Annotated in this window: 20 protein-coding genes; 6 read left to right on the top strand and 14 right to left on the bottom strand. The window is 59.3% G+C overall.

What is annotated here, in order from left to right; translation table 11 throughout:
- Positions 1 to 19: 19 nt before the first annotated feature.
- Entirely contained in the window at positions 20 to 1090 is a 1071-nt protein-coding gene (locus HER32_RS15795) for a M42 family metallopeptidase (RefSeq protein WP_168682556.1), read from the top strand.
- A 63-nt stretch (positions 1091 to 1153) separates the two neighbouring features.
- The gene (locus tag HER32_RS15790; protein ID WP_232066281.1) at positions 1154 to 1957 is read left to right on the top strand and encodes a helical backbone metal receptor; all 804 of its coding nucleotides are present in this window, start codon (positions 1154 to 1156) and stop codon (positions 1955 to 1957) included.
- A gap of 62 nt (positions 1958 to 2019) precedes the next feature.
- Here the strand turns inward: HER32_RS15790 and HER32_RS15785 are convergent, their stop codons facing one another.
- From HER32_RS15785 to HER32_RS15775, 3 genes are all read right to left on the bottom strand, one after another.
- Positions 2020 to 3291, bottom strand: a complete 1272-nt coding sequence (locus tag HER32_RS15785) for a 3-phosphoshikimate 1-carboxyvinyltransferase (protein WP_232066280.1) — start codon at positions 3289 to 3291, stop codon at positions 2020 to 2022.
- A 64-nt stretch (positions 3292 to 3355) separates the two neighbouring features.
- On the bottom strand, positions 3356 to 4399 hold the full coding sequence (gene aroB / locus HER32_RS15780; protein ID WP_168682555.1) for a 3-dehydroquinate synthase: 1044 nt from the start codon (positions 4397 to 4399) through the stop codon (positions 3356 to 3358).
- An 88-nt stretch (positions 4400 to 4487) separates the two neighbouring features.
- Positions 4488 to 6587 carry an ATP-binding protein gene (locus tag HER32_RS15775; protein ID WP_168682554.1) on the bottom strand — a complete coding sequence of 700 codons (2100 nt, stop codon included), beginning with the start codon at positions 6585 to 6587 and terminating at the stop codon, positions 4488 to 4490.
- 272 nt (positions 6588 to 6859) lie between these two features.
- On the opposite strand from HER32_RS15775, the gene HER32_RS15770 reads away from it, so the two are divergent.
- On the top strand, positions 6860 to 7480 hold the full coding sequence (locus HER32_RS15770; RefSeq protein ID WP_168682553.1) for a DUF3885 domain-containing protein: 621 nt from the start codon (positions 6860 to 6862) through the stop codon (positions 7478 to 7480).
- Positions 7481 to 7540: 60 nt separating this feature from the next.
- On the opposite strand, the gene HER32_RS15765 is transcribed toward HER32_RS15770, so the two are convergent.
- The 8 genes from HER32_RS15765 to HER32_RS15730 all read right to left on the bottom strand — a co-directional run bounded on the left by HER32_RS15765 (position 7541) and on the right by HER32_RS15730 (position 15742).
- Positions 7541 to 8359 carry an enoyl-ACP reductase gene (locus HER32_RS15765; protein ID WP_149070062.1) on the bottom strand — a complete coding sequence of 273 codons (819 nt, stop codon included), beginning with the start codon at positions 8357 to 8359 and terminating at the stop codon, positions 7541 to 7543.
- 133 nt (positions 8360 to 8492) lie between these two features.
- A complete protein-coding gene (recN, locus tag HER32_RS15760) occupies positions 8493 to 10166 on the bottom strand; it encodes a DNA repair protein RecN (protein WP_168682552.1) in 1674 nt (557 codons plus the stop codon).
- Positions 10167 to 10400: 234 nt separating this feature from the next.
- A complete protein-coding gene (locus HER32_RS15755; protein WP_232066489.1) occupies positions 10401 to 11282 on the bottom strand; it encodes a DUF4835 family protein in 882 nt (293 codons plus the stop codon).
- A gap of 25 nt (positions 11283 to 11307) precedes the next feature.
- On the bottom strand, positions 11308 to 11991 hold the full coding sequence (locus HER32_RS15750; protein WP_232066279.1) for a phosphopantothenoylcysteine decarboxylase: 684 nt from the start codon (positions 11989 to 11991) through the stop codon (positions 11308 to 11310).
- A gap of 95 nt (positions 11992 to 12086) precedes the next feature.
- Complete coding sequence (locus HER32_RS15745) at positions 12087 to 12644, bottom strand: flavoprotein (RefSeq protein ID WP_410503879.1); 558 nt, start codon at positions 12642 to 12644, stop codon at positions 12087 to 12089.
- 21 nt (positions 12645 to 12665) lie between these two features.
- Positions 12666 to 12998, bottom strand: coding sequence for a DNA-directed RNA polymerase subunit omega (locus tag HER32_RS15740; RefSeq protein WP_149070067.1), 333 nt, complete (start codon positions 12996 to 12998; stop codon positions 12666 to 12668).
- A 138-nt stretch (positions 12999 to 13136) separates the two neighbouring features.
- Positions 13137 to 13964, bottom strand: coding sequence for an outer membrane protein assembly factor BamD (locus HER32_RS15735; protein WP_149070068.1), 828 nt, complete (start codon positions 13962 to 13964; stop codon positions 13137 to 13139).
- Positions 13965 to 14017: 53 nt separating this feature from the next.
- Positions 14018 to 15742, bottom strand: a complete 1725-nt coding sequence (locus tag HER32_RS15730) for an OstA-like protein (RefSeq protein ID WP_168682550.1) — start codon at positions 15740 to 15742, stop codon at positions 14018 to 14020.
- A 240-nt stretch (positions 15743 to 15982) separates the two neighbouring features.
- On the opposite strand from HER32_RS15730, the gene tilS reads away from it, so the two are divergent.
- From tilS to HER32_RS15715, 3 genes are all read left to right on the top strand, one after another.
- Positions 15983 to 17311, top strand: a complete 1329-nt coding sequence (gene tilS / locus HER32_RS15725) for a tRNA lysidine(34) synthetase TilS (protein ID WP_168682549.1) — start codon at positions 15983 to 15985, stop codon at positions 17309 to 17311.
- Between the two features lie 153 nt (positions 17312 to 17464).
- Positions 17465 to 18406 (top strand): malate dehydrogenase, encoded by a 942-nt coding sequence (gene mdh, locus HER32_RS15720; RefSeq protein ID WP_168682548.1) that lies wholly within the window; start codon positions 17465 to 17467, stop codon positions 18404 to 18406.
- Between the two features lie 113 nt (positions 18407 to 18519).
- Positions 18520 to 19227, top strand: a complete 708-nt coding sequence (locus HER32_RS15715) for a DNA alkylation repair protein (RefSeq protein ID WP_168682547.1) — start codon at positions 18520 to 18522, stop codon at positions 19225 to 19227.
- A 105-nt stretch (positions 19228 to 19332) separates the two neighbouring features.
- On the opposite strand, the gene HER32_RS15710 is transcribed toward HER32_RS15715, so the two are convergent.
- From HER32_RS15710 to mutL, 3 genes are all read right to left on the bottom strand, one after another.
- A complete protein-coding gene (locus HER32_RS15710) occupies positions 19333 to 20220 on the bottom strand; it encodes a rhomboid family intramembrane serine protease (RefSeq protein ID WP_149070073.1) in 888 nt (295 codons plus the stop codon).
- A gap of 40 nt (positions 20221 to 20260) precedes the next feature.
- A complete protein-coding gene (locus HER32_RS15705) occupies positions 20261 to 21046 on the bottom strand; it encodes a rhomboid family intramembrane serine protease (protein WP_149070074.1) in 786 nt (261 codons plus the stop codon).
- 76 nt (positions 21047 to 21122) lie between these two features.
- Positions 21123 to 23105: a DNA mismatch repair endonuclease MutL gene (gene mutL / locus HER32_RS15700; protein ID WP_168682546.1), complete on the bottom strand. Its 1983-nt coding sequence runs from the start codon at positions 23103 to 23105 to the stop codon at positions 21123 to 21125.
- Positions 23106 to 23242: the final 137 nt, after the last annotated feature.

The raw sequence follows: 23242 nt of genomic DNA, 5'->3' as shown, positions 1-23242 counted from the left end.
GCCTTTACCTTTTCTTCTTATGCGTCCAGAAAGCTTCGAGTTTCTCCAGAAATACCTCAACAACCCCTCGCCTACCGGCTTTGAGCAAGAAGGCCAGAAGATTTGGCTCGACTACCTCAAACCGTACATTGACGAGTATTTCGTGGATACCTACGGCACGGTAGTAGGCGTGGTAAATCCGGAGGCGGAGTACAAAGTGGTGATTGAGGCCCACGCCGACGAAATCAGCTACTTCGTCAACTTCATCACGGAGTCCGGCTTTCTGTATCTGCGGCGCAATGGCGGCTCCGACCCCTTGGTGGCGCCCAGCAAGCGGGTAAACATCCACACCAACAAGGGCATTGTGAAGGCGGTGTTTGGCTGGCCGGCCATTCACGTGCGCAAAGTGGAGCAGGACAAAGCGCCCACCATCGAAACCGTGTTCTTGGACTGCGGCGCTTCGAGCAAAGAGGAAGTAGAGCAGATGGGCATTCACGTGGGCTCGGTCGTCACGTTTGAGGACGAGTTTATGGTGCTCAACGACAAGTTCTACGTGGGCCGGGCCCTGGATAACCGCGTGGGTGGCTTCATGATTGCGGAAGTAGCCCGCATGCTCAAGGAAAACGGCAAAAAGCTGCCTTTCGGCCTTTACATCGTGAATGCGGTGCAGGAGGAAATTGGCCTGCGCGGGGCCGAGATGATAGCGCACCGCATCAAGCCCGATGTGGCCATCATCACCGACGTAACCCACGACACCCAGTCGCCGATGTACGAGAAGAAGACCTCGGGCGACATTTTCTGCGGCAAAGGCCCGGTCATCACCTACGGTCCCGCTGTGCAGAACAACCTGCGCGACCTCATCATTGAAACGGCCCAGAAAGCCGAAATTCCCTTCCAGCGCGCCGCCGCCACCCGGGCCACCGGCACCGATACCGATGCCTTTGCCTACTCCGGTGCGGGCGTGGCCTCGGCGCTTATTTCGCTGCCGCTGAAGTACATGCACACCACCGTCGAAACCGTGCACAAAGACGATGTACAGAGCGTCACCCAGCTTATCTACGAAACGCTGCTGCGCATTGAAGACCAGCACGATTTCCGCTACTTCAAGTAAACGATTTAACTTGCTTGGAAAAGGCTGGCCCTACAGGTCAGCCTTTTCTGTTGCTTCGCCGCTATGCTACTGCCTCCTCTCCTGCCGCCACTCACCGTTACCGACCAGATGAACCGGCGCGTAGCCGTACCTTTTCCCCCGCAACGGATTGTGTCGTTGGTGCCTTCCCAAACCGAGCTGCTGTTTGATCTGGGCTTAGGTGACCGGGTCGTGGGTGTGACGAAGTTTTGCCTGCACCCCCCTGCGGCCCGCACGCAGGCCAAGGTTATTGGCGGCACGAAGAACTTCCACTTTGAAACCATTACTGCCCTTAATCCCGACCTGATACTGGGCAACAAAGAAGAGAACTACCAGGAAGGTATTGAGCAGCTGGCGTCTAGGCACCCTGTCTGGATGAGTGACATCAGCAACCTGCCAGAGGCCCTGGACATGATTCGGCGCGTAGGCCTGCTGACGGGCCGCCCGGAAGCTGCCGCGAATCTGGCAGTGTCTATTAATGCGTCCTTCGAAGCCCTGACACCCCCAGCAACTACCGAAACGGCGGCTTACTTTATCTGGCGGGCTCCCTACATGGTGGCCGCCGGTGGGACGTTCATCAACGACCTGCTGCAACGGGCAGGGTACGAAAACGTGTTTGGCCACGCCACGCGCTACCCGGAGGTTTCAGCTGAAGCCTTGCGGGAAGCGGACCCGCAACACGTTCTGTTGTCTTCGGAGCCCTACCCCTTTAGCGAAAAGCACCTGTCTGAGTTTCAGGCTATCTGCCCCACAGCCAACGTACGTGTCGTCGACGGGGAGTTGTTTAGCTGGTACGGAAGCCGTTTGCAGCACTCAGCGGCCTACTTCCGCCAGCTTCGAGCCCAATAAACCCGCAAGGCCGTCCAGCAGCAGCTACCGGCCGGCCTTGCGGGTTTGCAAGTCAGTCGGCGTTAAAATACCGGAGCCGGGGCGGGGTCCGTCGTGAAGCCGGTTTTTTCCAGCTCGCGCCAGAACTGGGGGTAGGATTTGCGCACTACCTGGGGCGCTTGAATGGTCAGCGGACCGCGCAAGACCAAGGGCGCAAAGGCCATGGCCATGCGGTGGTCGTGGTAGGTGGCTACCTCCTGCCCGCTGACGTGGAAGTTGTCCGACACTACCCGAAACACGCCCTCGCCTTCGTCCGTCAGGCCGCCGCCAAACTTAGCCAGCTCAGCCTGCAGGGCTGCAATACGGTCTGTTTCTTTGATACGCAAACTTTCCAGGCCGGTCATTTCCGCCGGTATTCCCAGCGCCGCGGCCACTACGGCCACTGTCTGCGCCAAGTCGGGGCAATCGGTGAAGTCTTGCCTGAGGGCGGCGGCCGGCGCTACCTGCGTAAGCCGCACCGTCTCGTTCGAGAGGAACTCCGTGTGCACACCTAGCTGCTCCATGATGCCCACAATGGCCTGGTCGCCCTGCCAGGAATGGCGGCGTAGTGTGGGCAGCGTGAGGTGAGAGCCAGCCGGGGCCAGGGCCACCATTGCATACCAGTAGCTGGCCGCCGACCAGTCGCCTTCTACGGTGTAGTCAGTGGGTTGGTAGGGCTCGGGGCGCACTTCCAGCACCTCGCCCAGGTCGCGGCACTGGGCCCCAAAATGCTGCATCAGGGCCAGCGTCATGCGGATGTAGGGGCGCGAGCCTACTTTTCCCGTCAGCCAGATGCGTAGCCCCTGGGGAAGCGTGGGGCCCACCATCAGCAGCGCCGAAATGTACTGGCTGCTGATGTCCCCGCGCACGGTCAGCTCGGCAAACTCCCCATCCGTAGCGGGCTGTGGGGTAAGCCCCAGGAACCGGAGTGGGGGGTAACCCTCCTGCCCCGTATACTCAATGCGGGCCCCGAGTTGCCGTAAGCCGTCAACCAGCACCCCAATGGGGCGCTCATGCATACGGGCGGTGCCCCGGATTTCGGTTTGGCGGCCCGTCATGGCCAGGTAAGCCGTAAGAAAACGCATGACCGTACCGGCATCTTCGGCGTCAAACTCCGGAGCAGCCGAATCCTGCAGCAGACGCTGCATGAGCTGGGTGTCGTTGGCATCCGACAGATTAGCCAGGTGGCCGCCTTCAGCTAGAGCCTGAATGATGAGGGCGCGGTTGCTCTCACTTTTGGAAGCCGGCACCTGGGCCGTGCCGCGCAGAGGGCCTCCCGGCCAGGTCAGAGATACAGAAGCAAGAGGAGTAGTCATACACGAGAAAAGCGCGCCGCTTTACTGCACGCGCAGATGAACAGCAGGGAAATGGTGCCGGCAGCTACAGCCGGTGGTAGTGGCGTAACGACTCCGCAATTTCGGCTAAGGTAATGGGCTGATCATACACCCCATTGCCCAGCCCCTCCAGCAGCGTGCAGTTGATAATGGTACCGGCGTTCTTTTTGTCCTGACGCGCAAAATCGGCTATAGCGTCGGTTTCCAGGGTCACGAACTGCACTTTTTCATAAAGCGAGAACAGCAGCAGCTCAATCTGCTCCAGGGCCGCGGCGTCCAGCATTCCTTTCTGGTGGCTTAGCCAGGCCTCGCACACCATCCCGGCCGCTACGGCCTCCCCGTGCAGAATTTCGCGGCCAGGCTGGGTGAGCAGGTAGCTTTCCAGGGCGTGGCCCACGGTATGACCAAAATTGAGCAGCTTGCGCAAACCACTTTCCAGCGGGTCGGCCGCCACGATGCGCTGCTTTAGCGCTACTGATTCGCGGATGATATTTTCCCAGTCGTCGGTGGTAATGCCCTGGTTGCGATGGTGCGCAAAGGCAGTTGCATCGGCAATAAGCCAGTGCTTGATTACCTCGGCATACCCAGCCTTTATCTGGCGAGGATCCAGCGTTTCGAGAAAGCGGGGGTCGATACACACGGCCGCTGGCTCCTGAAACACCCCCAGCTGATTTTTGTAGCTCAGGAAATCCACCCCGGTCTTGCCACCCACGCTGGCATCTACCTGCGCCAGCAGCGTAGTGGGCACCTGCACAAACCGAATACCACGCTTGTACAGCGCCGCGCAAAAGCCCCCTAGGTCCGTAACCACTCCCCCGCCCAGGTTTACTAGTACGGCGTGCCGGTCGGTGCGGGCCTCCGTGAGCTGGGCCCATACGGTTTCGCACGTGGCCAGGGTCTTGTACTCCTCCCCCGCCGGAATTTCAATCACCTGGTGCCCTGCCGGCAGGTAAGGCACTATCAGGCTATAGCACCAGCGCTGGGTATTGGCATCCACCAGCACAAATACCTGGCTGACGGCCGGCCGGGCAAGCAACGCCTGAAGCGCGGGCAAAGCCTCGGCGCCGATAAAGATTGACTGTTCGTTCATGCCAGGACCATAGGTTACGGGGTGCACGCGGCAAATGTACGCGGAACCACGGCATTGCTCCTGACGCTTTTTCCGCGTTTTTACGGCCTCAAACGGTGGCGGCGGCCGATTCTACGGTAGGCAGCTGTGGGGCAGGCAGCCGAATAATAACCTCGGTGTAGGCACCCGGCTCACTTTCGATGGCCAGAGTACCGCCGTGCCCTTCTGCCACAATCTCCTGACTTAGCGCCAGGCCCAGCCCGGTAGCCTGCTCGGGAGATTTTGTGGAGAAAAACCGCTCGAAGACCCGACCCTGGGCATCCATGGGAATACCCGGTCCATTATCCCGCACGCGCAGCTCAACTTCCTCGCCAGTGCGGAGCGTAGCTACCGTGAGGGTAGGCACGTAGTCGGCCGGCACATCGGGCTGGTGAGTGCGGGTGTGCAGGGCATGGAAGGCGTTCAGAAAAATATTGATCAGGGCCCGGCCAATATCGTGCTGCACAAGCAGTACTTCTCCCACTGCCTCATCCAACTGCAGGTCCAGGGTTACCTGCATTTCCGGGTTTTTCGCCAGCGCATCGTGGTAGATGAGGTGCAGGTAGTTCTCGGCCAGCTCATTCAGGTTGATGAGCTGCCGCATGGCGGGCTGTTTGCCGGAGTACTCCCGCATGCCGCGCACGATGTTGCTTACCCGCTGCCCATGGCGTCGTAGCGTAGCCTGGTACTGCGCCAGACTCTGCACCATATCCTGCAGAGGCTCGGCCTGTTCTTTCTCCAAGGGCAACGCCTGCACGGCCCCGCGCAACTCGGCGCTTAGCTGCTCGCTGATGCCCGCCAGGTTGTCAATGGCTTGGGCCGGCTGCTGCAGTTCGTGGGCTACGCCGGCCATCAGCTCGCCCAAGGAGGCCATTCGGTCGCGCATCACCAGCTGGTTCTGAGTGGTTTTTAGGTCGCGGAGCATGTGGGAGAGTTCATCCCGCTTGGCTACCAGGGTTTCCTTCTGCTCTACTACCTGGGCATGCAGCTCCTGCAGCTGGGCATTGGTGCGGCGCTGCTGGCGGTTGTGCCGGGCCTGCAGCAGCGTAATCAGCAGCAGTCCGCCCAGCCCGGCCAGCATGGCGTAGATGTACAAACGTACCTGGTACTCGCTCTGTTCTTGCTCCAGCTTCTGCTGGCGCTGCACCTCGGCCAGGGCAATGGCGTCCAGCTGCTTTAGCCGCAGCGGGTTGTAGAGGCTATCCTGCGCCACCTGCTTGATGCGCAGGTACTGCAGGGCGCTGTCGGCCTGCCCCCGGCTGGCAAACGCATCGGCCAGCAGGCGGCTGGTATGCACAATGCCCACCACATAGGACAACTTCTGGCCCATGTGCAAGGCTTTGCGCCCGTAGAATACGCTGGAGTCTGTCTGCTGCTGGTCTTCGTATAGTTCGGCTAAGTACTGGTAGGCCCGGCAGGCACTGCGCAGGTCGTTTTCGGGCATGGCCGCCTGGGCACTGCGCCGGTAGTAGTTTAGCGCGTCCCGGTTCTGGTGCCGGGCCGCAGCCAGCAAGCCCAGCTCCCGCAGCACGTAGGGTTCGGGGTTGCCCCAGCTGCTCCAGCGCCCCGGGGTTTCGCGCAACACTTCCGCCTCTGCCTTTTCCAGGTAGTACGCCGCCGAATCCAGTTGCCCGGCCCCGGTATAGGTGGCCCCGATGTTGGCCAGCACGCTCACCAGCTGAGACGTATCGTGGGTACGAATCTGCCGGTAGATGGCTAAGGCACGGAAGTAATACTGGAAAGCCTGCCGATGGTCGTCAAGTGACTGGTGCAGCAGGCCGATCTGGTTGAAGGTACGGGCAATGCCATCCATGTCGTGGCTGGCTTCATTGCGCTGCAGGGCCTGCAGGTTGAGGCGCAATGCCTGGGGCAGGTTACCCCGCTCGCTCTGCAACAGGGCTAAGCGGGTCAGGCAGCGCCCTTCGCCCTTGGCAAAATGAATTCGCCGTGCTAAGTCCAGGCCTTGTTGGGCGTAGTACAGCACCGAATCGTGGCGGGAATAGCGAAACGAAGCGCTGAGGTCAGCCAGCAGCAACACCCGGCTGGTATCAGTTGTCGCCTGCGTGAGGGCATAGCGCAAAACGGGCGTTTGCGGACTTTGAGCGACGGTGGTATAAGACAACAGGAATGCGAGCAGGAAGCCTAGCAGGGCAACGCAGGAGAACTTCATGCCTGAAAATTAGCCAATATCTGTTAGTCCTTAAGCAGTCGGCTGCTTTCTGTTGCTGGCAGCTGTCAGTAGGACTTCGGGCCGCAAAAGAGTCGGCTACCACGTTAGGCTTGGGCGCCGACTGCCAGGGCCCATGCCTCGGTCCGTAACCCGGCGTTGGCCGGCAACAGCGGCGCGCTGAATAGGTAGCTCCGCAGAGCTACTTTCCGCCCATTAGCGCAGAAAATATAGCAGAGCTCAGCAGAGACTATTTCACTACTTTTCCTGGTAGCATGTTCCTTCCTCTCCAGTTCTTCCTCCAGCAGTTCTACCCCAAACTACTTGTACGGGCACCTCTGTTCTATGCATGGCCGCTCAGCATCCGGTTTGACTTGCAGCACGCGGAGCTTTCAACTTCTCAAGAAGCTTACTTTGATGAAGTCGTGGCCAGAGCAAGCCAGCTGTTTGGAGCTGCCTTTGCGCCCCACGACCCCATGTTGGTAGTCTACCAGCAAGCCCGCTACAAAAGACACCGAATACGGCCCGGAAACTATCTGCTCCAACAGTTTCAGCTGACCAAAGCCCTTATTCACTTTCAGAATATACCCAACCCGTATCCGCGGATTCCGGCTCCGAGTAAATGGGTGCGAGCGAGCTTTGAAACCAGCACTGCGCAAATTCCGCTGGCGGCACTTTTAAGGGCCATCAGTAATCAGGACTTCGGCCGAAGCCCGGCGCTTCATGGGCGGCTGTTTTTTCTCAACCAGCGTACCGGCCTTGTTTTGCACATGTACGACGACCGTGGGCTGGACATTTTGGGCCCTACCCCGGCTTCCTTGCGGCCACTCTACACCCAACATGCTGCCCTCCTTCTTGAGTATGACCGGACCAGAATAGACGCACTCTTTACTTGATAGCCAACAAAAAAGCCCGGCCAAACGACCGGGCTTTCTTGGTTATAGCTACCTGCAAGCTTAGCCCTTGCTGTTGGTGAGGAGCTCTACCATCTCTTCTGAAATACCAGTAGTGCTGAAGCCGCCGTCGTGCATGAGGTTTTGCATAGTCACGTAGCGCGTCAGGTCCGAGAACAGCGAAATGCAGTAGTCGGCGCAGGCTTCGGCGGGGGCATTGCCCAGGGGCGACATCCGCTCAGCGTACTCGTAGAACGCATCGAAGCCGCTGATACCAGTGCCGGCCGACGTTTTGGTGGGCGACTGGGAAATGGTGTTTACGCGCACTTTCCTGAGCTTGCCCAAGCGCTGACCGTAGCTGCGGGCAATGCTTTCGAGCACGGCTTTGGCCTGCGACATATCGGTGTAGTCGAGGAAGGCGCGCTGGGCAGCAATGTAGCTCAGGGCCACCACCGAGCCCCACTCGTTGAAGGCGTCCTGCTTTTCGGCCACGGCTAGCATGCGGTGCAGCGAGAGGGCCGACACGTCCAGGGTTTTCTGGAACCACTCGTAGTTCAGCTCGCCGTAGTGCTTGCCCTTGCGGATGTTGGTGCTCATACCAATGCTGTGCAGCACGAAGTCGATTTTACCGCCAAAGTGCTCCTGGGTGCCGCGGAACAGCTTTTCCAGGTCTTCCATGGACGTGGCATCGGCCGGAATAATCGGCGCCTCGCACTCTTCCGACAGTCGGTTAATTTCGCCCATGCGCATAGCCAGCGGGGCGTTGGTGAGCACGAAGCGCGCCCCTTCGGCGTAGGCTTTCTGCGCTACTTTCCAGGCAATGGAACGTTCATCAAGGGCACCGGAAATGATACCGACTTTGCCAGCGAGTAGATTAGGCATTGGTTGTGGGTTATTCGTTGTTGGTTTTTAGTCGGGTTCGTCGTTTCAGTTGATGGAAATCAACGCCCCAACCAATTTGGAAGTCCAAGTTTACAATATTACGACCAACCAGAAACGAATAACCCAAAACAACTTACCCTACCAACTCTTCCCCGCGCATGGCCAGCAGCTCCCGTGCGCTCTGGAAGGCGTGCTGACTGGGATTGGCCCCGGAAATCATCTGAGCAATTTCCCGGATACGCTCATCTAGGCTCAGCAGGCGGATGCGGCTCACGGTGCGGTCGGCGCGGTCTTCCTTGTACACGAAGTAGTGCGCGTCGCCGGCGGCGGCCATCTGGGGCAGGTGCGAAATGGCAATCAGCTGGTGCTTCTGGGCCATTTGCTGCATCATGCGCCCTACTTTCACCGCAATTTCCCCGCTGATGCCGGTGTCGATTTCATCGAATACTATCGTGGGCAGCGCGGTCTTGTCGGCCAGCATGTATTTGATGCACAGCATCAGGCGGGAGAACTCCCCACCGGAGGCGGCCTTGCTCAGCGTCTGGGGCTGGGCGCCTTTGTTGGCCGTGAACAGGATGCTTACCACGTCAATGCCGCTGGCAGCGGGCTGGCCAGTGCTGTGCTGCACCACAATGCGCGAGTGCGGCATGCCCAGCTCCACCAGCAGCAGGGCCAGCTCCCGTTCAAACTTGGGGAAAGACTTTTGCCGCGCCTCGGAAAGCTTGGCGGCCTGGCGCGTCACGGTAGCCAGCGCCCCGTCGGCGTCTTTGCGCAGGCGGGAAATTTCCTTGTCCAGGTTCAGCACCGAGCTGACTTTGCGGCGCAGCTCGTCGCGCACCAGCAGCAGGCCATCTACATCCCGCACCTGGTGCTTGCGCTGCAAGTTATAGAGCACGTTCAGGCGGCCCTGCAGCTCATCGATGCGCACCGGGTCGCCCTCGGTCCGCCGCTCAGTGTCTTCTACTCCGCCGGCAATGTCGCGCAGCTCAATCAGGCAGGAGTCGAGCCGCTCTTTCAGCTCCCGCAGGCCGTTGGTAAACCCCGCTACCTGACCCAGCAGGTGGCTGGCTTCCTTTAGGCTGCCGGTGGCGCAGTACTCGCCATCCGATAAAGCCTGCAGGGCGTGGGTGAGCTTGAACTTGATTTCTTCGGCGTGCTCCAGCTGCTTGATTTCCTGCTCCAGTACCTCCTGGTCTTCTCCGTCAAGCCGGGCTTCTTCCAGCTCATTGAGCAAGAAGCTGTGGTAATCCAGTTCCTTATTGGCCTGGGCCACTTGGCTTTCCAGTGCTTTCAGGTCAGCCTCCAGCTTGCGGTAGTGGCGGTAGCTGTTGCCGTACTGGGCGCGGGTGGGCACCAGGTTGGCGTAAAGGTCGAGCAGGTTAAGCTGGAAAACGGCATCCCCCAGCAGCAGCGTATCGTGCTGGGAGTGAATATCCATCAGGTTGGCCCCAATGGTGCGGAGCGTTTCCAGCGTAACGGGCGTGTCGTTGATAAAGGCCCGTGACTTGCCGGCCGGGCTGATTTCCCGGCGCAGGATGCACTGCGCGTCGTAGTCCAGGTCTTCGGACTCAAAGATATCCTGGAGCTGGTAGCCGGAAATATCAAACTGGCCCTCAATCACGCACTTGCGCGCCGTGTTGAAGAGTAGCTTGGTATCGGCCCGGTTGCCGAGCAGCAGGCCAATGGCCCCTAGCATGATGGACTTACCGGCCCCGGTTTCGCCGGTAATGATATTGAGCAAGGCTGATGGCCGAAGCTCAAGCTGCTCAATAAGAGCGTAGTTCTGAATTCGGAGGTCAACGAGCATAATCCGCGCACAAACGGGCTCCTGACCCGTGATTAGCACCCAACAAGTGGCCGGCAACTCGCCCGAGTGCGGCCCGCTAATCACAAAGCTACTAACTCAATTAGTGAGTTGCTAAATTTTTTATTCGTATATAGTTAAAGCCTGTCATCCTGAGCAGAGCGAAGGACCTTAAATCGCAAGAGAAACCTACGTTATAAGGTCCTTCGCTCTGCTCAGGATGACAGAAAATTACCTTTACCTTTTCAGAATAGTCTGGTACTTGGCCGAGTTGGTGGGGTCTACCTCTGAGAGCATGGTGACCACACTTTCCTTCTGGCTTTGCTCAGGGCTAGTGCGGAATACGTTGGCTATTTCGTCGGCTTTGGCTTCGAAGAAGGCGCGGACGATGAGCGTGCCGGGCCGCCGCACGGCCGCCTGCTGAATACCTTGCAGCCCAGTCTGAATGCTGGCACGGGCATCGTTGGGCTTTTCAATGAATACATCCAGGCCCTGGCGGTAATAGGCGTAGAGTGCCGAGCGGCAGTCTTTGAGCTGCGGATCTTGCAGGTTGTTGAGCAGCCAGTAACGGTTGCGCGACTCCCCATCTTTCCAGCCCTTGTCGTTTTCCAGCGTCTGGCTGGCGGCGTTGTTCACAATGCGCTGGGCAATGTCGTAGTACGGCGAGCCGCCCATGGGCGCAAACGTGTCGTGGTCCATGCCAATCATCAGGTAAGCATAGAAGCTCAGCAACGACGACAGGTTGGAGGTGAATGACGTTTCGGAATAGTCGAGCGGGTTCTGGGGCGAGTAGCTGAACACCCAGCCTTTATCGGAGAACGAGAAAACGTTGGTTTCGTAGCCGGTGCCATATACCGGGCGGGTGCTTACCCACACAGCCGTAGCTTGGTAGGTGCCGTCCTGCGGAATGGCGTTGATGCCAATGTAGAGCTTGCAGCGGATGCGCTCCTCGGGCCGGTAGGTTTCGTTGGTCCAGCGGCGCGTATTCAAGAACTGGGTAATGTCTTTCTGCATCTGCGTGACCAGCTGCCGGTCGGCAATGTTCACGTTTTCTGTGTTGATGGTGACCTCACAGTTCAGCTCCTGCGCCGACGCGGACCAGGGCAGCACGGTCAGCATTAGGAGCAAACACGCAAAGAAATACTTAGGCATGGGTGGTAAGTCGGGACAAAACGGCCTGCACAATGTCGTGGGCCACGGCAGCTTTGGGTTTCAGCTCGAAGATAGTCTTTTGCCCGTTGGCGGCCAGCAGCGTCACTTTGTTGGTGTCGTGGCCGAAGCCTGCGCCAGCGTCGCGGAGGGAGTTTAGCACTACGAGGTCAAAGTTCTTGCGGCGCAGCTTGCCGAGAGCATGTTCTTCTTCTTGCTCCGTTTCCAACGCAAAACCCACGGAAAATTGTTCGGGCCGCTTCGTTTTTCCCAGCGTGGCGGCAATGTCCACGTTCTTCACCAGCTCCAGCGTGAGCGTGTAGCCGGACTTTTTGATTTTTTCCCGGGCCACGGTAGCCGGGCGGTAGTCGGCCACCGCGGCGGCAAATACCCACACGTCGGCCGCAGGCGCTTCGGTGGCCGCAGCGGCATACATTTCATCGGCCGTCTGCACGCGCACTGTGCGGATGTGTGGGTGCGCTGGGTCGGGCAGGTTGGTGGGGCCGCTGATGAGTGTCACATCGGCGCCAGAAGCAGCAAATGCTTCGGCCAGCGCGTAGCCCATTTTGCCAGTACTACGGTTGCCGATGAACCGCACTGGGTCCAAGGGTTCGTAGGTAGGGCCGGCGGTGAGAAGGACGTGCATGAATTGATTGGAGGCGTGGTATTGTCGTGTCATGCTGAGCGCAGTCGAAGCATCTCTGCCGCTTCATCTAAATAGCCTGACAACAAAGCAGTAGAGATACTTCGGCTGCGCTCAGCATGACAGGCCATCTATTTACCAAAAAATTCCTCCAGCTCCGCCACTATCTGCTCCGGCTCCTGCATGCGGCCGGGGCCTTCAAGGCCGCTGGCCAGCTCCCCGGCGGGTGAGTCAAAAATATAGTTGCCGTAGGAACGCAGCAGGCGCAGGTTTTCCTTAGTGGCCGGGTGCTGGAACATGTCTAGGTCCATGGCCGGGGCTAGCAGCACGGGGCAGCGGGCCGAGAGGTACACGGCTGCTAGTAGCGAAGGGCAGTGGCCGTGGGCCAGCTGGGCCAGCGTGTTGGCCGAGGCGGGCGCAATCAGCAGGGCATCGGCCCAGAGGCCCAGGGCTACGTGGTTGTGCCACTCCCCGGTGGCCTCATTTTTCAGGAAGCCCGTGAGAACCGGCTTTTTAGAAAGCGTGCTGAGCGTAAGGGGCGTAATAAAGGCCGCAGCCGAGGTAGTCAGGATTACCTGTACCTCGGCTCCGGCCTTCACGAGCAGCCGCACGAGGGCGGCACTCTTATACGCGGCGATGCTCCCGCACACGCCCAGCAAAATCTTCCGACCGTGCAGCGACGACATCATGCGGCAGCTTAGCGGCAGAAACTACTCGGCGCCCGACTCGTCGGCGGCCGGGGTGCGGAAGTGCACTTTGCCTTCCAGGAACTCTTCTACGGCCAAGTTAGTGGGCTTGGGCAGCCGCTCGTAGTGCTTGCTGATTTCGATCTGCTCGCGGTTTTCAAATACCTCCTCCAGGTTATCCACGGTGGTAGCAAACTCGGCCAGTTTGCCGTTCAGCTCTTCTTTCAGCTTCACCGAAATCTGGTTGGCGCGCTTGGAGATGATGGCAATGCTTTCGTACACGTTACCGGTTTCGGTAGTGAAATCCGACATGTTGCGCGTCACGATGGAAGCAGGTACGTTGTTCGGGCTTTTCATCTTATGAATGTGTTAGTTGTGCAAAATAAGAGAATAATGCGCTAGATGGGCTGCGGGCTCTGAGGCAGAAAAGAAAACGCCACCCGGGAGCGGCTATTCAGTTCTCCTATTATACCGAGTATACCCCCATTTCGCCCATTACTTAGTAGCTGCCGTATCAGCCGGTTTCAGTTTGGCTACCTCGGCGCGGGCCACGTTGTACATGGCTTCCGCGGCCTTGAGGTCCTTGCTTTGCGGGTAGGCGTCGATGAAGTTCTGGTAGAAGGCAATGGCCTCCAGATACCGCTCCCGCTGCTTTTCTTCCACGCTTTCCTTGGCGTACTCGTACTGGGCCGTGAGCTTCATGAAGGCAGCCTGCTCGCTGTAGGCTGACGAAGGGTACTGCTGTTGGAAGGTATTGAAGGCCACCACGGCGGCCTGGTTGTAGCGCAGCTGGTAGTAGAGCCGGGCGCTTTCGAAGGCTTTGTTCTCCAGTTTGGTTTGCAGCTCCTTCGACATGTTCTCCGCCTCCGGGCGAAACTGGCTTTCGGGGTACTGGTTCAGGAATTCCTGGATGGCTTCGATGGCCGTGTAGGTGTTGCTCTGGTCCAGCTCAAACTCGGGAGAGTCGCGAAACAACGACTTGGCATGCATGAACCGGGCTTCCTCAACCTGCGGCGAGGAGCCATAGGTTTCGGCAAACTGCTGGAAGTAGTAGGCGCTCAGCGTATAGTTGCGGCCCTGGAAGTTGGTATTGGCAAAGTAAAACTCGGCCTTTTCAGCTTCCGGTCGGCCTTTCAGCAAGGGAATCAGCTCTTCCAGCAGCGTGCTGGCCCGGGCATAGTCGCCCTTTTCGTAGTACTGGATGGCGGCGGTGTACTTCTTGTTCACGTCGTCGCTCTTCAGTAGCTTCTGATAGCCAGTGCAGGAGCCCAGCAGCAGGGTGCTGAGTAACAGAACAAATACTAGAGGGCGTTGGAACGGCATAAGGGGCGCAAAGGTAACGGATTACAGGGGCCGAATCAAATCGGCGGGAGGTGCTAGCGCCGGGCCGGGGCCACGGCGGGCTTTACCAGGCGCGGCGGAGCTACGGTACCGGGCTTCCTGGCTGGAGCGGGCGCGGCGGGCTTAGCGGGCAGCGCTGCCGGTTTGGCCTTGGGCTTGGCTTTGGTAGCGCGGGATTTGGTGGAAGCTTTCGGTTTGACTTTCGACTTTGGTTTGGCTTTGGCCACGGGGGCGAAATGCTTCCCCAACGTGCCCCGCCGGGTGGGGCGTTCCGTACTGCGCCAGGCAAAGCCTTTCAGCTTCTTATCTTCGTCCTTGAGCTCATGGGGCGGAATAAAGCTGGCATCGGGGTTGGTCAAAAAGCTGATGGTCTGCAGTTTACTATCCGGAGAAAACCGGAGCGTCATGGTGGCACTCACGGCTTTGTTCATACCCGTAAGCGTGGTGTCGCCTTCAAGAGCATAGTAGAGGCTTTCGGCGTTGCCAAGCACGTCTACTTTTTTCAGCTTACCCGCTTGAAAGTACCCCACCATGTTGCGCCCCTTCACTTGGTTGAAGTTGAGCAGCGTGTCCTGGCCTACGATAAAGGAGTTGGCATACAGGCGCAGCTGGTCGATTTTCTGCCGGCGCAGGCGCAGCTCCATGCTGTCGGCCGTGAGCTGGTTTTTCTCGCTCCAGAGCACCGGCCGCGTGTTGAGGTAGATAACCGAGTCGGCACGGTTGTAGGTGAGCGAGTCGCAGCGGCCTTGCAGGTCGGGGCGGAAGATGCGCACCTTGGGATAGGCATAGATGATGCCGCCGGGCTTGTTGGGCACTTTGCTTTCCACACTTACCAGCGTATCGGCGGCCAGGTACAGGGTGTCACGGTCGGCAATGTTGCGCATCACGGCGCTGCCGTAGAGCTTGGCTCGCCCCTGCCCGCGCCAGTAGCGTCCCACGTCGCCGCGGATGGTAAGGTTGTCCTTTTTCGACACCATCGACACGCGGCCGGTAGCCAGGCCGTACTCGCGGGCCTCGTCGTAGAACAGCTTGTCGCCGCCCAGCAGGTACTCCGGAGTTTCAATCTTGGCGTTGCGCTCAAAGTTCGATACCCGGGTGCGGGAGTTGTAGTTGCCGTTTTCGGCGTAGAGCGTGCCGCGGGCCCCTTTAATGCGCGTAGGCCCGAAGAAGTACACCACCTTCGACACCGTATTATACTGCAGCGTGTCGCCGGTGATGAGGTAGTCCTTGGTTTGCACCCGCACGTCGCGCCGGAAGCTGAACACTTTCGTATCGGTGTTGTAGTAGCCCAGGCGGCTGTCGAGGGTATTTTCGGGGTCGGTGAGGTGGCCACCGCCGCTGTACACGGCCAGCTTGCGGTTCAGGTCGTAGTCGAGCACCGGCGTGGTGAGTGTCATACGCGGGTCGCGCATCACCACGTTGCCCGTCATGCGGGCCGTGCGGGCGTCGCCGTCGTAGGTGGCCCGGTCGCCGGTGATGGTGAGCGTATCGTTCTGCACGATGCGCACGTTGCTGAACGCCTCAATGGCGTTGCGGTCGGTGTACTGGTAGGCCGAGTCGCAGTACATGAACGTGTCGCCTTGCTTGAAGCTCACGTTGCCAATCAGCTTGCGGATTTCGACGCCGTTGAAGGTGCCGCCAATCAGCTCCTGGGTACCCGGCAGCAGCTCCACCCGCTGCCCCTTGGGTGGTGTGGGCTGGGCAGCAGGCCGGTTGATAGGGCGCTGCTGGGCCCAGCCCAGGGCCGGTAGCAGCAACAAAAGCAGAAGAAAAAGTGGCTTGGAAAACGACATTTAAGCGCAAAGGTACGGAAGGCCCGGCGGTAAGTATGGCAGCGGTTAGCTACCGGCTTTTCTTTCGTATCGGATTTGTCAGACGACTTCGCCCCTCTCTAATTTCTATCAGCGGCATAACGGCTTTCTTTGTGAATTATTAGGCAGGCGCCCTCGAAGCTCTGTCTTCAACAACCAAGCCATTAGCTGCCAGCCACCCGCCACCCCATGCTCGACCGGATTCAACAGTTCATAGATCAAAACGCCCTTTTCTCCCCTACCGACCAGCTGCTGGTAGCCGTCAGCGGGGGCCTCGACTCGGTGGTGCTGGCCGACGTGCTGCACCGGCTGGGCGTGAAGTTCGGGGTAGCGCACTGCCACTTCGGGCTGCGCGCCGAGGAAGCTGACGCCGACGAGCAGTTTGTGCGCAAGCTGGCCAAGCAGTACGAGGCGCCTTATTTCGTGGAGTTTTTCCAGACCAAGAAGTTTGCTGAGCAGGAAGGTATTTCCACCCAGATGGCCGCCCGCTCCCTGCGCTACGAGTGGTTTGAGCGAATTCGGCAGCAGCAGGGCTACGCGGCCATTGCCACCGCCCACCACCAGCGCGACACAGCCGAGACCATGCTGCTCAACCTCACGCACGGCACCGGCCTGGCGGGCCTGCACGGCATCCGTCCCAAAAACGGCCACTTGGTGCGTCCCCTGCTGGCCGTGAGCAAGCCCGACCTCTACGACTACGTGGTAGAAAACCGCCTGCTCTGGCGCGAAGATGCCAGCAACGACTCGCCGGTGTACCAGCGCAACCGCCTGCGCCTGGAGGTGCTGCCCGTGCTGCGCGACATCAACCCCAACCTCGACCAGACCATGAGCGTGACGGCCGAGCGGGTGGGTGCGGCCGAGGAAATTGTGCGCCGCTACGTGGAGGAAACCGCTACCCAGGCCCAGCGTCAGGAGCCGGACGCCACTTACCTCGACATCCGGCTGCTGCAGAAAACCGCCGCCACCGCCGTGGTGCTGCACGAGCTGCTGCGGCCCTTCGGCTTCTCGTATCTGGTTACCAAAGACATTGTACAAAGCTTTGGGGCCGAGCCGGGCCGCCGCTTCGATTCGCCCACGCATCAGCTAGTGAAGGACCGCGACCAGCTGGTCATCACGCCGCGTAAGCTCCAGAAGTTCGGCACGCACCAGCTGCAGGCCGGGCAGGAAACCTTGAAAATAGATGGACTGCACCTGCGCACCGAGTTGCACGAAATAGTCGAGGGCTACGAAGTCCCGAAAGGCAAAGCCGTAGCTGCCCTGGATGCCGATGTGCTCAAGTTTCCGCTCACGGTACGTGCCTGGCAGGAAGGTGACTGGTTTATGCCCATCGGCATGAAAGGCAAAAAGAAGCTCTCTGACTTCCTTATTGACCAGAAAGTGCCCCTTAACCTGAAAGACAACGTGCAGGTGCTCTGCTCCGCCGACGGCAAAATTGCCTGGGTTATCGGTTTCCGGCCCGACGACCGATTTAAGGTGACCGAAGAAACCGAGCGGGTGCTGATGGTAAAGCGGATGTAGGTGTCAGATGTCGGAGGGGAGAAGTTAGATATGAGACTTTGTGCCACGCGTAAGGTCGCCAGCATAAAAGTCTCCCTTCTCATGGCTCACCTTCTCACTTCTATGGCTTAGCTTTACGCCCATCCCACACGTTCACCCCAATTCCATCCACTGATGAAAGTTACCGTAGTTGGAGCCGGCAACGTAGGCGCAACCTGCGCCGATGTACTGGCCACCCGCGAAATTGCCAACGAAATCATCCTCGTTGACATCAAGGAAGGCATTGCCGAAGGCAAAGCGCTTGACATCTGGCAGAAAGCCCCCATCATTGGCTACGACTCCCGCACCGTGGGCGTCACCAACGACTACGCCCGCACCGCCGACTCCGACGTGGTAGTTATTACCTCGGGTCTGCCCCGCAAGCCCGGCATGAGCCGCGACGACCTGATTTCGGTGAATGCCGGCATCGTGAAGTCGGTAACGGAGCAGGTGGTGAAGTACTCGCCCAACACCATCATCATCGTGGTGTCGAACCCGCTGGACGTGATGACCTACCAGGCGCACCTCACTTCAGGCCTACCCCGCGAGAAGGTGTTTGGCATGGCCGGCATCTTGGACACGGCCCGCTACCGCGCCTTCCTGGCTGAAGCGCTGAACGTGAGCCCCAAAGACATTCAGGCGGTACTCATGGGTGGCCACGGCGACACCATGGTGCCCCTGCCCCGCTACACCACCGTGGGCGGCATCCCCGTAACCGAGCTGATCGGCAAGGCCGAGCTCGACGCCATTGTGCAGCGCACGGCCGTAGGTGGCGGTGAGCTGGTGAAGCTGATGGGCACCTCGGCCTGGTACGCTCCCGGCGCCGCTGCGGCCCAGATGGTAGAAGCCATTGTGCGCGACCAGCGCCGCGTGTTCCCCGTGTGCATCGAGCTGAAAGGCGAGTACGGCATCGACGGCGTGTACCTGGGCGCTCCGGTTATCCTGGGCAAAAGCGGCATTGAGAAAGTAATTGAGCTGCAGCTCAACGACGACGAAAAGGCCCTGCTGGAAACTTCCCGCGGCCACGTAAAAGAAGTAATGGACGCCCTCGACAACATGGGCAAAGCCTCCGCGTAGCCACTACCCGGCTGCCATCCACAAAAAAAGCTTCCTCAACGGGGAAGCTTTTTTTGTGAAAACTCTGGTACAGGCGCTTAGGCTCTAACTTTCTCAATACGTCCCATAAAACCATGTCTCATCCTACTGGCGCCGACCTGCTAGCCCGCATTCACTCCCTGGCCGACCCAACACGGGCAATAGCGGTAGCACGCTTTTTTCAGACCGGCCCCGGGCAGTACGGCGAAGGCGACCAGTTCCTGGGACTTTCCATGCCCCAGCAGCGGCGGCTGGCGCGGGAGTTTCGGAGCCTGCCCTTGCCGGATGTGGAGCAGCTGGTGCAGAATCCCTGGCACGACTGCCGCTCCATTGGCCTTATCATCTGGACGCTGCAGTTTGCCAAGGTTGGGCCCGCCGGGCGGCAGGCTATTTATGAGCGGTATCTGCTGAACCGGCGGTTTATCAATAACTGGGATTTGGTGGATGTGACCTGCCCAACCATTGTGGGTGGCTACCTGCTCACGCAGGACCGGGAGCCGCTGTATGACTTGGTGGCAGAGGCTCACCTCTGGAGCCAGCGCATGAGCATCGTCTCGACGCTGGCATTCATCCGCAAGGGCCAGTTTGCCGACACGTTTGCCTTGGCTGAGCAGCTACTCTCCCACCGCCACGACCTGATTCATAAAGCCACTGGCTGGATGCTGCGGGAAGTAGGCAAGCGCAACGAGGACGCTCTGGAAGAGTTTCTGGCTGACCACGCTCCCACTATGCCCCGCACGATGCTGCGCTACGCCATTGAAAAGCTACCCCCGGCGCGTCGTCAGCACTACTTATCCCAGTAAGAGTAACTCAGCTTTTTCAGCGGCCTGCTGGGCGTATTAACACCTTTACCAATTCAGGCACCCATCCGTTTTATCCGCCCGGCTTATCTGTTCAATACGCGGTTTTTACTGCTGGCTGGCTTTAAAGAGCTTCTGCTTTTCTTCCTTGGAGAGGCTCTCGTAGCCTGAGCGGGAAATCTTATCCAGAATCAGGTCGATTTCCTCCTGGCCGGGCTTGCGGGGGCCAGTAGCTTTTGTAGTCGACTCTACCGGGCGGCTGCGGTGCGTAACGCGCAGGTTGGGGCGCCCCGTTACCAGTCGGCCTACCCAGTCGCCAACGGCCTGCACGGGGCGGCCCAGGTCGCGCCCACGCTGGAGCTGTTTGATAAAAAAGTAGCCCAGTATAGCCCCACCGATGTGGGCTATTTCTCCCCCCGGATTGCCGCCATTGACGCCCGCAATGGAAACAATGACCAGTACGGCAGCAATGTACTTGATGCGCACGGGGCCCAGCAAGATGATGCTGAACGTAAAATCAGGCAACAGCGTAGCCGCAGCTAAAATAACGGCCGTAACGCTGGCTGAAGCCCCATAGAGGATGGCCGGCGTGCCCCGGAATACAGGCAGCAGATTGAACGCTAGCAGGTACAGAGCAGCACCGGCCAGTGCCCCAAGCACATACAGGCTTACTAGGCGCCGGTCGCCGAGGTACTCGCGCACCAGCGCCCCAAACCAGTACAGGTTCAGCAGGTTGAACAGGATATGAAAGAAATCGAAGTGGATGAAGCTGTAGGTGAGCAGCGTCCACGGGCGGGTGAGCAAGGTCCCGGGCACCGAGGGCAATGCCAGCCATTCTAGCACTGGCATATGCCCCTGCCGGTTCTGAGTAGCCAGGAAGATTATCGTACGAAACAGCAGGAAGGCCACAAACACCAGCACGTTGATCAGCAGCAGCTGATTAAGGGCGTTGTCGCGGCGGCTGAAGGCGGTGCGGATGTCTTGGAATATACTCATGGGTGGTAGGGCAGTAAATACAAACGACACCAGGCAAGCACTAAACCCCGCGTCGTTCCCAGACTTTTAACACGATGAACCCAACGAGCATTCCGCCCAGGTGGGCAAAGTGGGCTACGTTGTCGCCCGGCGTGGGGTGGATGCCTTTCCAGAGTTCATAGGCCGTAAACAAGAAAACGTACAGCCAGATGCTGATGGGAATTGGCAACGGAAAAATAAACATCTTCTGGTTGGGAAATAGGTACGCCAGCGCGAAGAGAATACCGAACACGGCCCCCGAGGCTCCCAGCATGCCACTTTGCGGGCTATCCATGGCCTGGCGGTAAATGGCGTCCACTGTTTGCTTCGCGCCCTCCATCAACTGCGCATCGTCGGGGGTTTTCTGCATCTGCCGCGCTACCAGAGCGTACGACTCGCCAGCTTGCGGCACGTGTTCCCGAAAAAACTCGGCAAAGGCTACGCCCGAGGGCTGCTCGTGAAAGGCCAACCGGCTTTCGTTCATTTCCCGCAGCTCGTAGTAACGCACCCCCTGGTAAAGGATGCCGGCCCCCAGGCCGCAGATAAGCCAGAACGTAACGAGTTTCTTACCGCCCCAGACGTCTTCCAGCGAGGCGCCGAAAAACAGCAGGGTAATCATGTTGGAAAACAAGTGTCCAAGTCCGCCGTGCAGAAACATGTAGGTTACAAACTGCCAGGGGTAGAGCAGAGACGAACCAATGGGATGCAGGGAGCCATACACAGTGAGCTCGGGAAACATGCCCTGCAGGAAAAACAGGAGCACATTAATCAGAATGAGGTTCCGGACAACCGGGGTGATGCGAAACATAGGCAGCAGGGACGAACGAAATAGACGCGGGTTGTACGGAAAAGGTGGCCTCAGCGCCGCCCGCGAAGCGAAAGTATCAGGGGCGGCGAAACAAATCCTGGAGCTGCCCCAATTCCATCAACACCAGGGTGCGGCGGCCATCGGGGGCGTAGTTGGGCACTTGGCAGGCAAACAGCCGATCCACGAGGGCGTTCATTTCCACTTCGGAGAGGCGCACCTGCCCGGCGCTGCCCGCCACCCGCCGCGCCAGCGCCCGGGCCACCTGCTCACGGCGGTCCAGCTTCACCGGCCCGGCGTGGGTTCGAAACTGCTCGATCAGGCCTTCCAGCAGCTCCTTTTCGTGCCGGGCAGGTACATCAGCCGGAATGCCCTCCACGGCAATAGTATGTTTGCCAAACTCGGAGAAGCGGAAGCCCAACGCCTGCAAGGTTTCAGTCAGCTCCAGCAACACGGCAAAGTCCTGGGGCGTGAAGGTGACGGTGCGCGGAAAGAGCAGGGTCTGGGAAGCACCGTTTTCGCGCTCCAGCTCGGCAGCGTATTGCTCGTACAGAATCCGTTCCCGCGCCGCTACCTGGTCAATCAGCATCATCCCCGATTTTACCGGTACCAGCAAGTACTGCTGGTGCACCTGCAGCACCTTGTGGCCGGGGCCACCGGTGTCGCGCAGGGGCAGTTGGGGCGCGGGAGCCGCCGCCGGGGTCACGGGCAGCTCTGGGGGCACGGCCTGCGCCGCCGTAAACGCCACAGCCGAGGGTACCAGCACGCCCTTAGCCGTGGCTTCGTGCTCCACATCGGGCACGCTCACCTGACCCAGGGCTTTGTAAAACTCCTCCAGCTCGCGTTTGGCCTGCTCCGTGGGCCGGGGCGGAATCTGCCGCTCGTAGGCATCAGGGCGGGCATTTTTGTCGCGGGGAGAGGCTTTGCTGCCAGCCGCCCGGGCCGCGGCCGAAGCCAGGGCATCGCGGGGAGCATCGTCGGGGTCGAAGGAGCTCCGCTCGTTCCCCGAAAGGCGCAGGGGCTGAATAGGTGCGAAGTTCACGTCGCCGTCGAAGTCCAGAGAGGGCGCCATGTTGTGCAACCCCAGGCTCTGCTTCACGGCGGCCCGCACAATGGCATACACGGTTTTCTCGTCCTCAAACTTGATTTCCGTCTTCGTAGGATGCACGTTGATGTCAATGGTCTTGGGGTCGAGTTCCAGAAACAGCACGTAAAACGGGTGCGTGTCTTTGGGCAGCAGGCCCTCGTAGGCCGTAAGCACGGCGTGGTTGAGGTAAGCCGAGCGAATAAACCGGTTGTTGACGAAGAAGAACTGGTCGCCCCGGCTTTTTTTGGCCGACTCCGGCTTACCAATGAACCCGCGCACGGCAATAAAGGGCGTCACTTCTTCTACCTGAGCCAATTGCTCTTTGTAGGAATTACCGAGCACGGCCACAATGCGCTGACTTAGCTTCCCAGCCGGCAGGTTGAATACCTCCAATTCATTCTGGTAGAGCGAAAACGTAATCTGCGGATTCGCCAGCGCTACATGCTGAAACTCGTCCAAGATGTGGCGCATCTCCACCGCATTGCTTTTCAAAAAGTTACGCCGCGCCGGTACATTGAAGAACAGGTTCTTCACGCTGATGCTGGTGCCATCGGGGCAGGCCACGGGCTGCTGGCTGCTGATCTGGGAGCCTTCCACCAACAACAGGGACCCTGTGTCCTGGTCGCGCTGCTTGGTGCGCAGCTCCACCTGGGCCACGGCGGCAATGGAAGCCAGGGCCTCGCCCCGGAACCCCAGCGTGCGGATGCGGAACAGGTCGTCGGTGGTGCGGATTTTACTGGTGGCGTGGCGTTCCAGGCTCATGCGGGCATCGGTGGGGCTCATGCCGGCGCCATTGTCGACCACCTGCACCAGTTGCTTGCCGGCGTCCTTCACAATAAGCTGCACCTGGGTAGCGTTGGCATCAACGGCATTTTCGAGCAGCTCTTTCACTACCGAAGCCGGCCGCTGCACCACCTCGCCAGCGGCAATCTGGTTGGCCAGGTATTCGGGTAAGAGCTGGATAACATCGGGCATGCGAAAGAAAAAACTAGGCTTGAAAATGAACGGGTTACCGAAAAAAAATTCAACTGGCACGATATTCAACGCGTCCAGCCCCGGGAAATTATCCGTAAGTTTGCGGTCAGCCTGTACCCGTAGGGTATCGGTCGGAG

Source organism: Hymenobacter sp. BT18, assembly GCF_012273015.1.
Taxonomy (GTDB): Bacteria; Bacteroidota; Bacteroidia; order Cytophagales; family Hymenobacteraceae; genus Hymenobacter; species Hymenobacter lutimineralis.
The sequence above is the reverse complement of the archived record's forward strand: the minus strand, read 5'-3'. Positions and strand labels throughout refer to the sequence as shown.

Bases quoted from the DNA above. Each gene is read 5' to 3' on its own strand.
- HER32_RS15795 (WP_168682556.1), top strand. From the start codon at position 20: ATGCGTCCAGAAAGCTTCGAGTTTCTCCAGAAATACCTCAACAACCCC.
- HER32_RS15790 (WP_232066281.1), top strand. From the start codon at position 1,154: ATGCTACTGCCTCCTCTCCTGCCGCCACTCACCGTTACCGACCAGATG.
- HER32_RS15785 (WP_232066280.1), bottom strand. From the start codon at position 3,291: ATGACTACTCCTCTTGCTTCTGTATCTCTGACCTGGCCGGGAGGCCCT.
- aroB (WP_168682555.1), bottom strand. From the start codon at position 4,399: ATGAACGAACAGTCAATCTTTATCGGCGCCGAGGCTTTGCCCGCGCTT.
- HER32_RS15775 (WP_168682554.1), bottom strand. From the start codon at position 6,587: ATGAAGTTCTCCTGCGTTGCCCTGCTAGGCTTCCTGCTCGCATTCCTG.
- HER32_RS15770 (WP_168682553.1), top strand. From the start codon at position 6,860: ATGTTCCTTCCTCTCCAGTTCTTCCTCCAGCAGTTCTACCCCAAACTA.
- HER32_RS15765 (WP_149070062.1), bottom strand. From the start codon at position 8,359: ATGCCTAATCTACTCGCTGGCAAAGTCGGTATCATTTCCGGTGCCCTT.
- recN (WP_168682552.1), bottom strand. From the start codon at position 10,166: ATGCTCGTTGACCTCCGAATTCAGAACTACGCTCTTATTGAGCAGCTT.
- HER32_RS15755 (WP_232066489.1), bottom strand. From the start codon at position 11,282: ATGCTGACCGTGCTGCCCTGGTCCGCGTCGGCGCAGGAGCTGAACTGT.
- HER32_RS15750 (WP_232066279.1), bottom strand. From the start codon at position 11,991: ATGACACGACAATACCACGCCTCCAATCAATTCATGCACGTCCTTCTC.
- HER32_RS15745 (WP_410503879.1), bottom strand. From the start codon at position 12,644: ATGATGTCGTCGCTGCACGGTCGGAAGATTTTGCTGGGCGTGTGCGGG.
- HER32_RS15740 (WP_149070067.1), bottom strand. From the start codon at position 12,998: ATGAAAAGCCCGAACAACGTACCTGCTTCCATCGTGACGCGCAACATG.
- HER32_RS15735 (WP_149070068.1), bottom strand. From the start codon at position 13,964: ATGCCGTTCCAACGCCCTCTAGTATTTGTTCTGTTACTCAGCACCCTG.
- tilS (WP_168682549.1), top strand. From the start codon at position 15,983: ATGCTCGACCGGATTCAACAGTTCATAGATCAAAACGCCCTTTTCTCC.
- mdh (WP_168682548.1), top strand. From the start codon at position 17,465: ATGAAAGTTACCGTAGTTGGAGCCGGCAACGTAGGCGCAACCTGCGCC.
- HER32_RS15715 (WP_168682547.1), top strand. From the start codon at position 18,520: ATGTCTCATCCTACTGGCGCCGACCTGCTAGCCCGCATTCACTCCCTG.
- HER32_RS15710 (WP_149070073.1), bottom strand. From the start codon at position 20,220: ATGAGTATATTCCAAGACATCCGCACCGCCTTCAGCCGCCGCGACAAC.
- HER32_RS15705 (WP_149070074.1), bottom strand. From the start codon at position 21,046: ATGTTTCGCATCACCCCGGTTGTCCGGAACCTCATTCTGATTAATGTG.
- mutL (WP_168682546.1), bottom strand. From the start codon at position 23,105: ATGCCCGATGTTATCCAGCTCTTACCCGAATACCTGGCCAACCAGATT.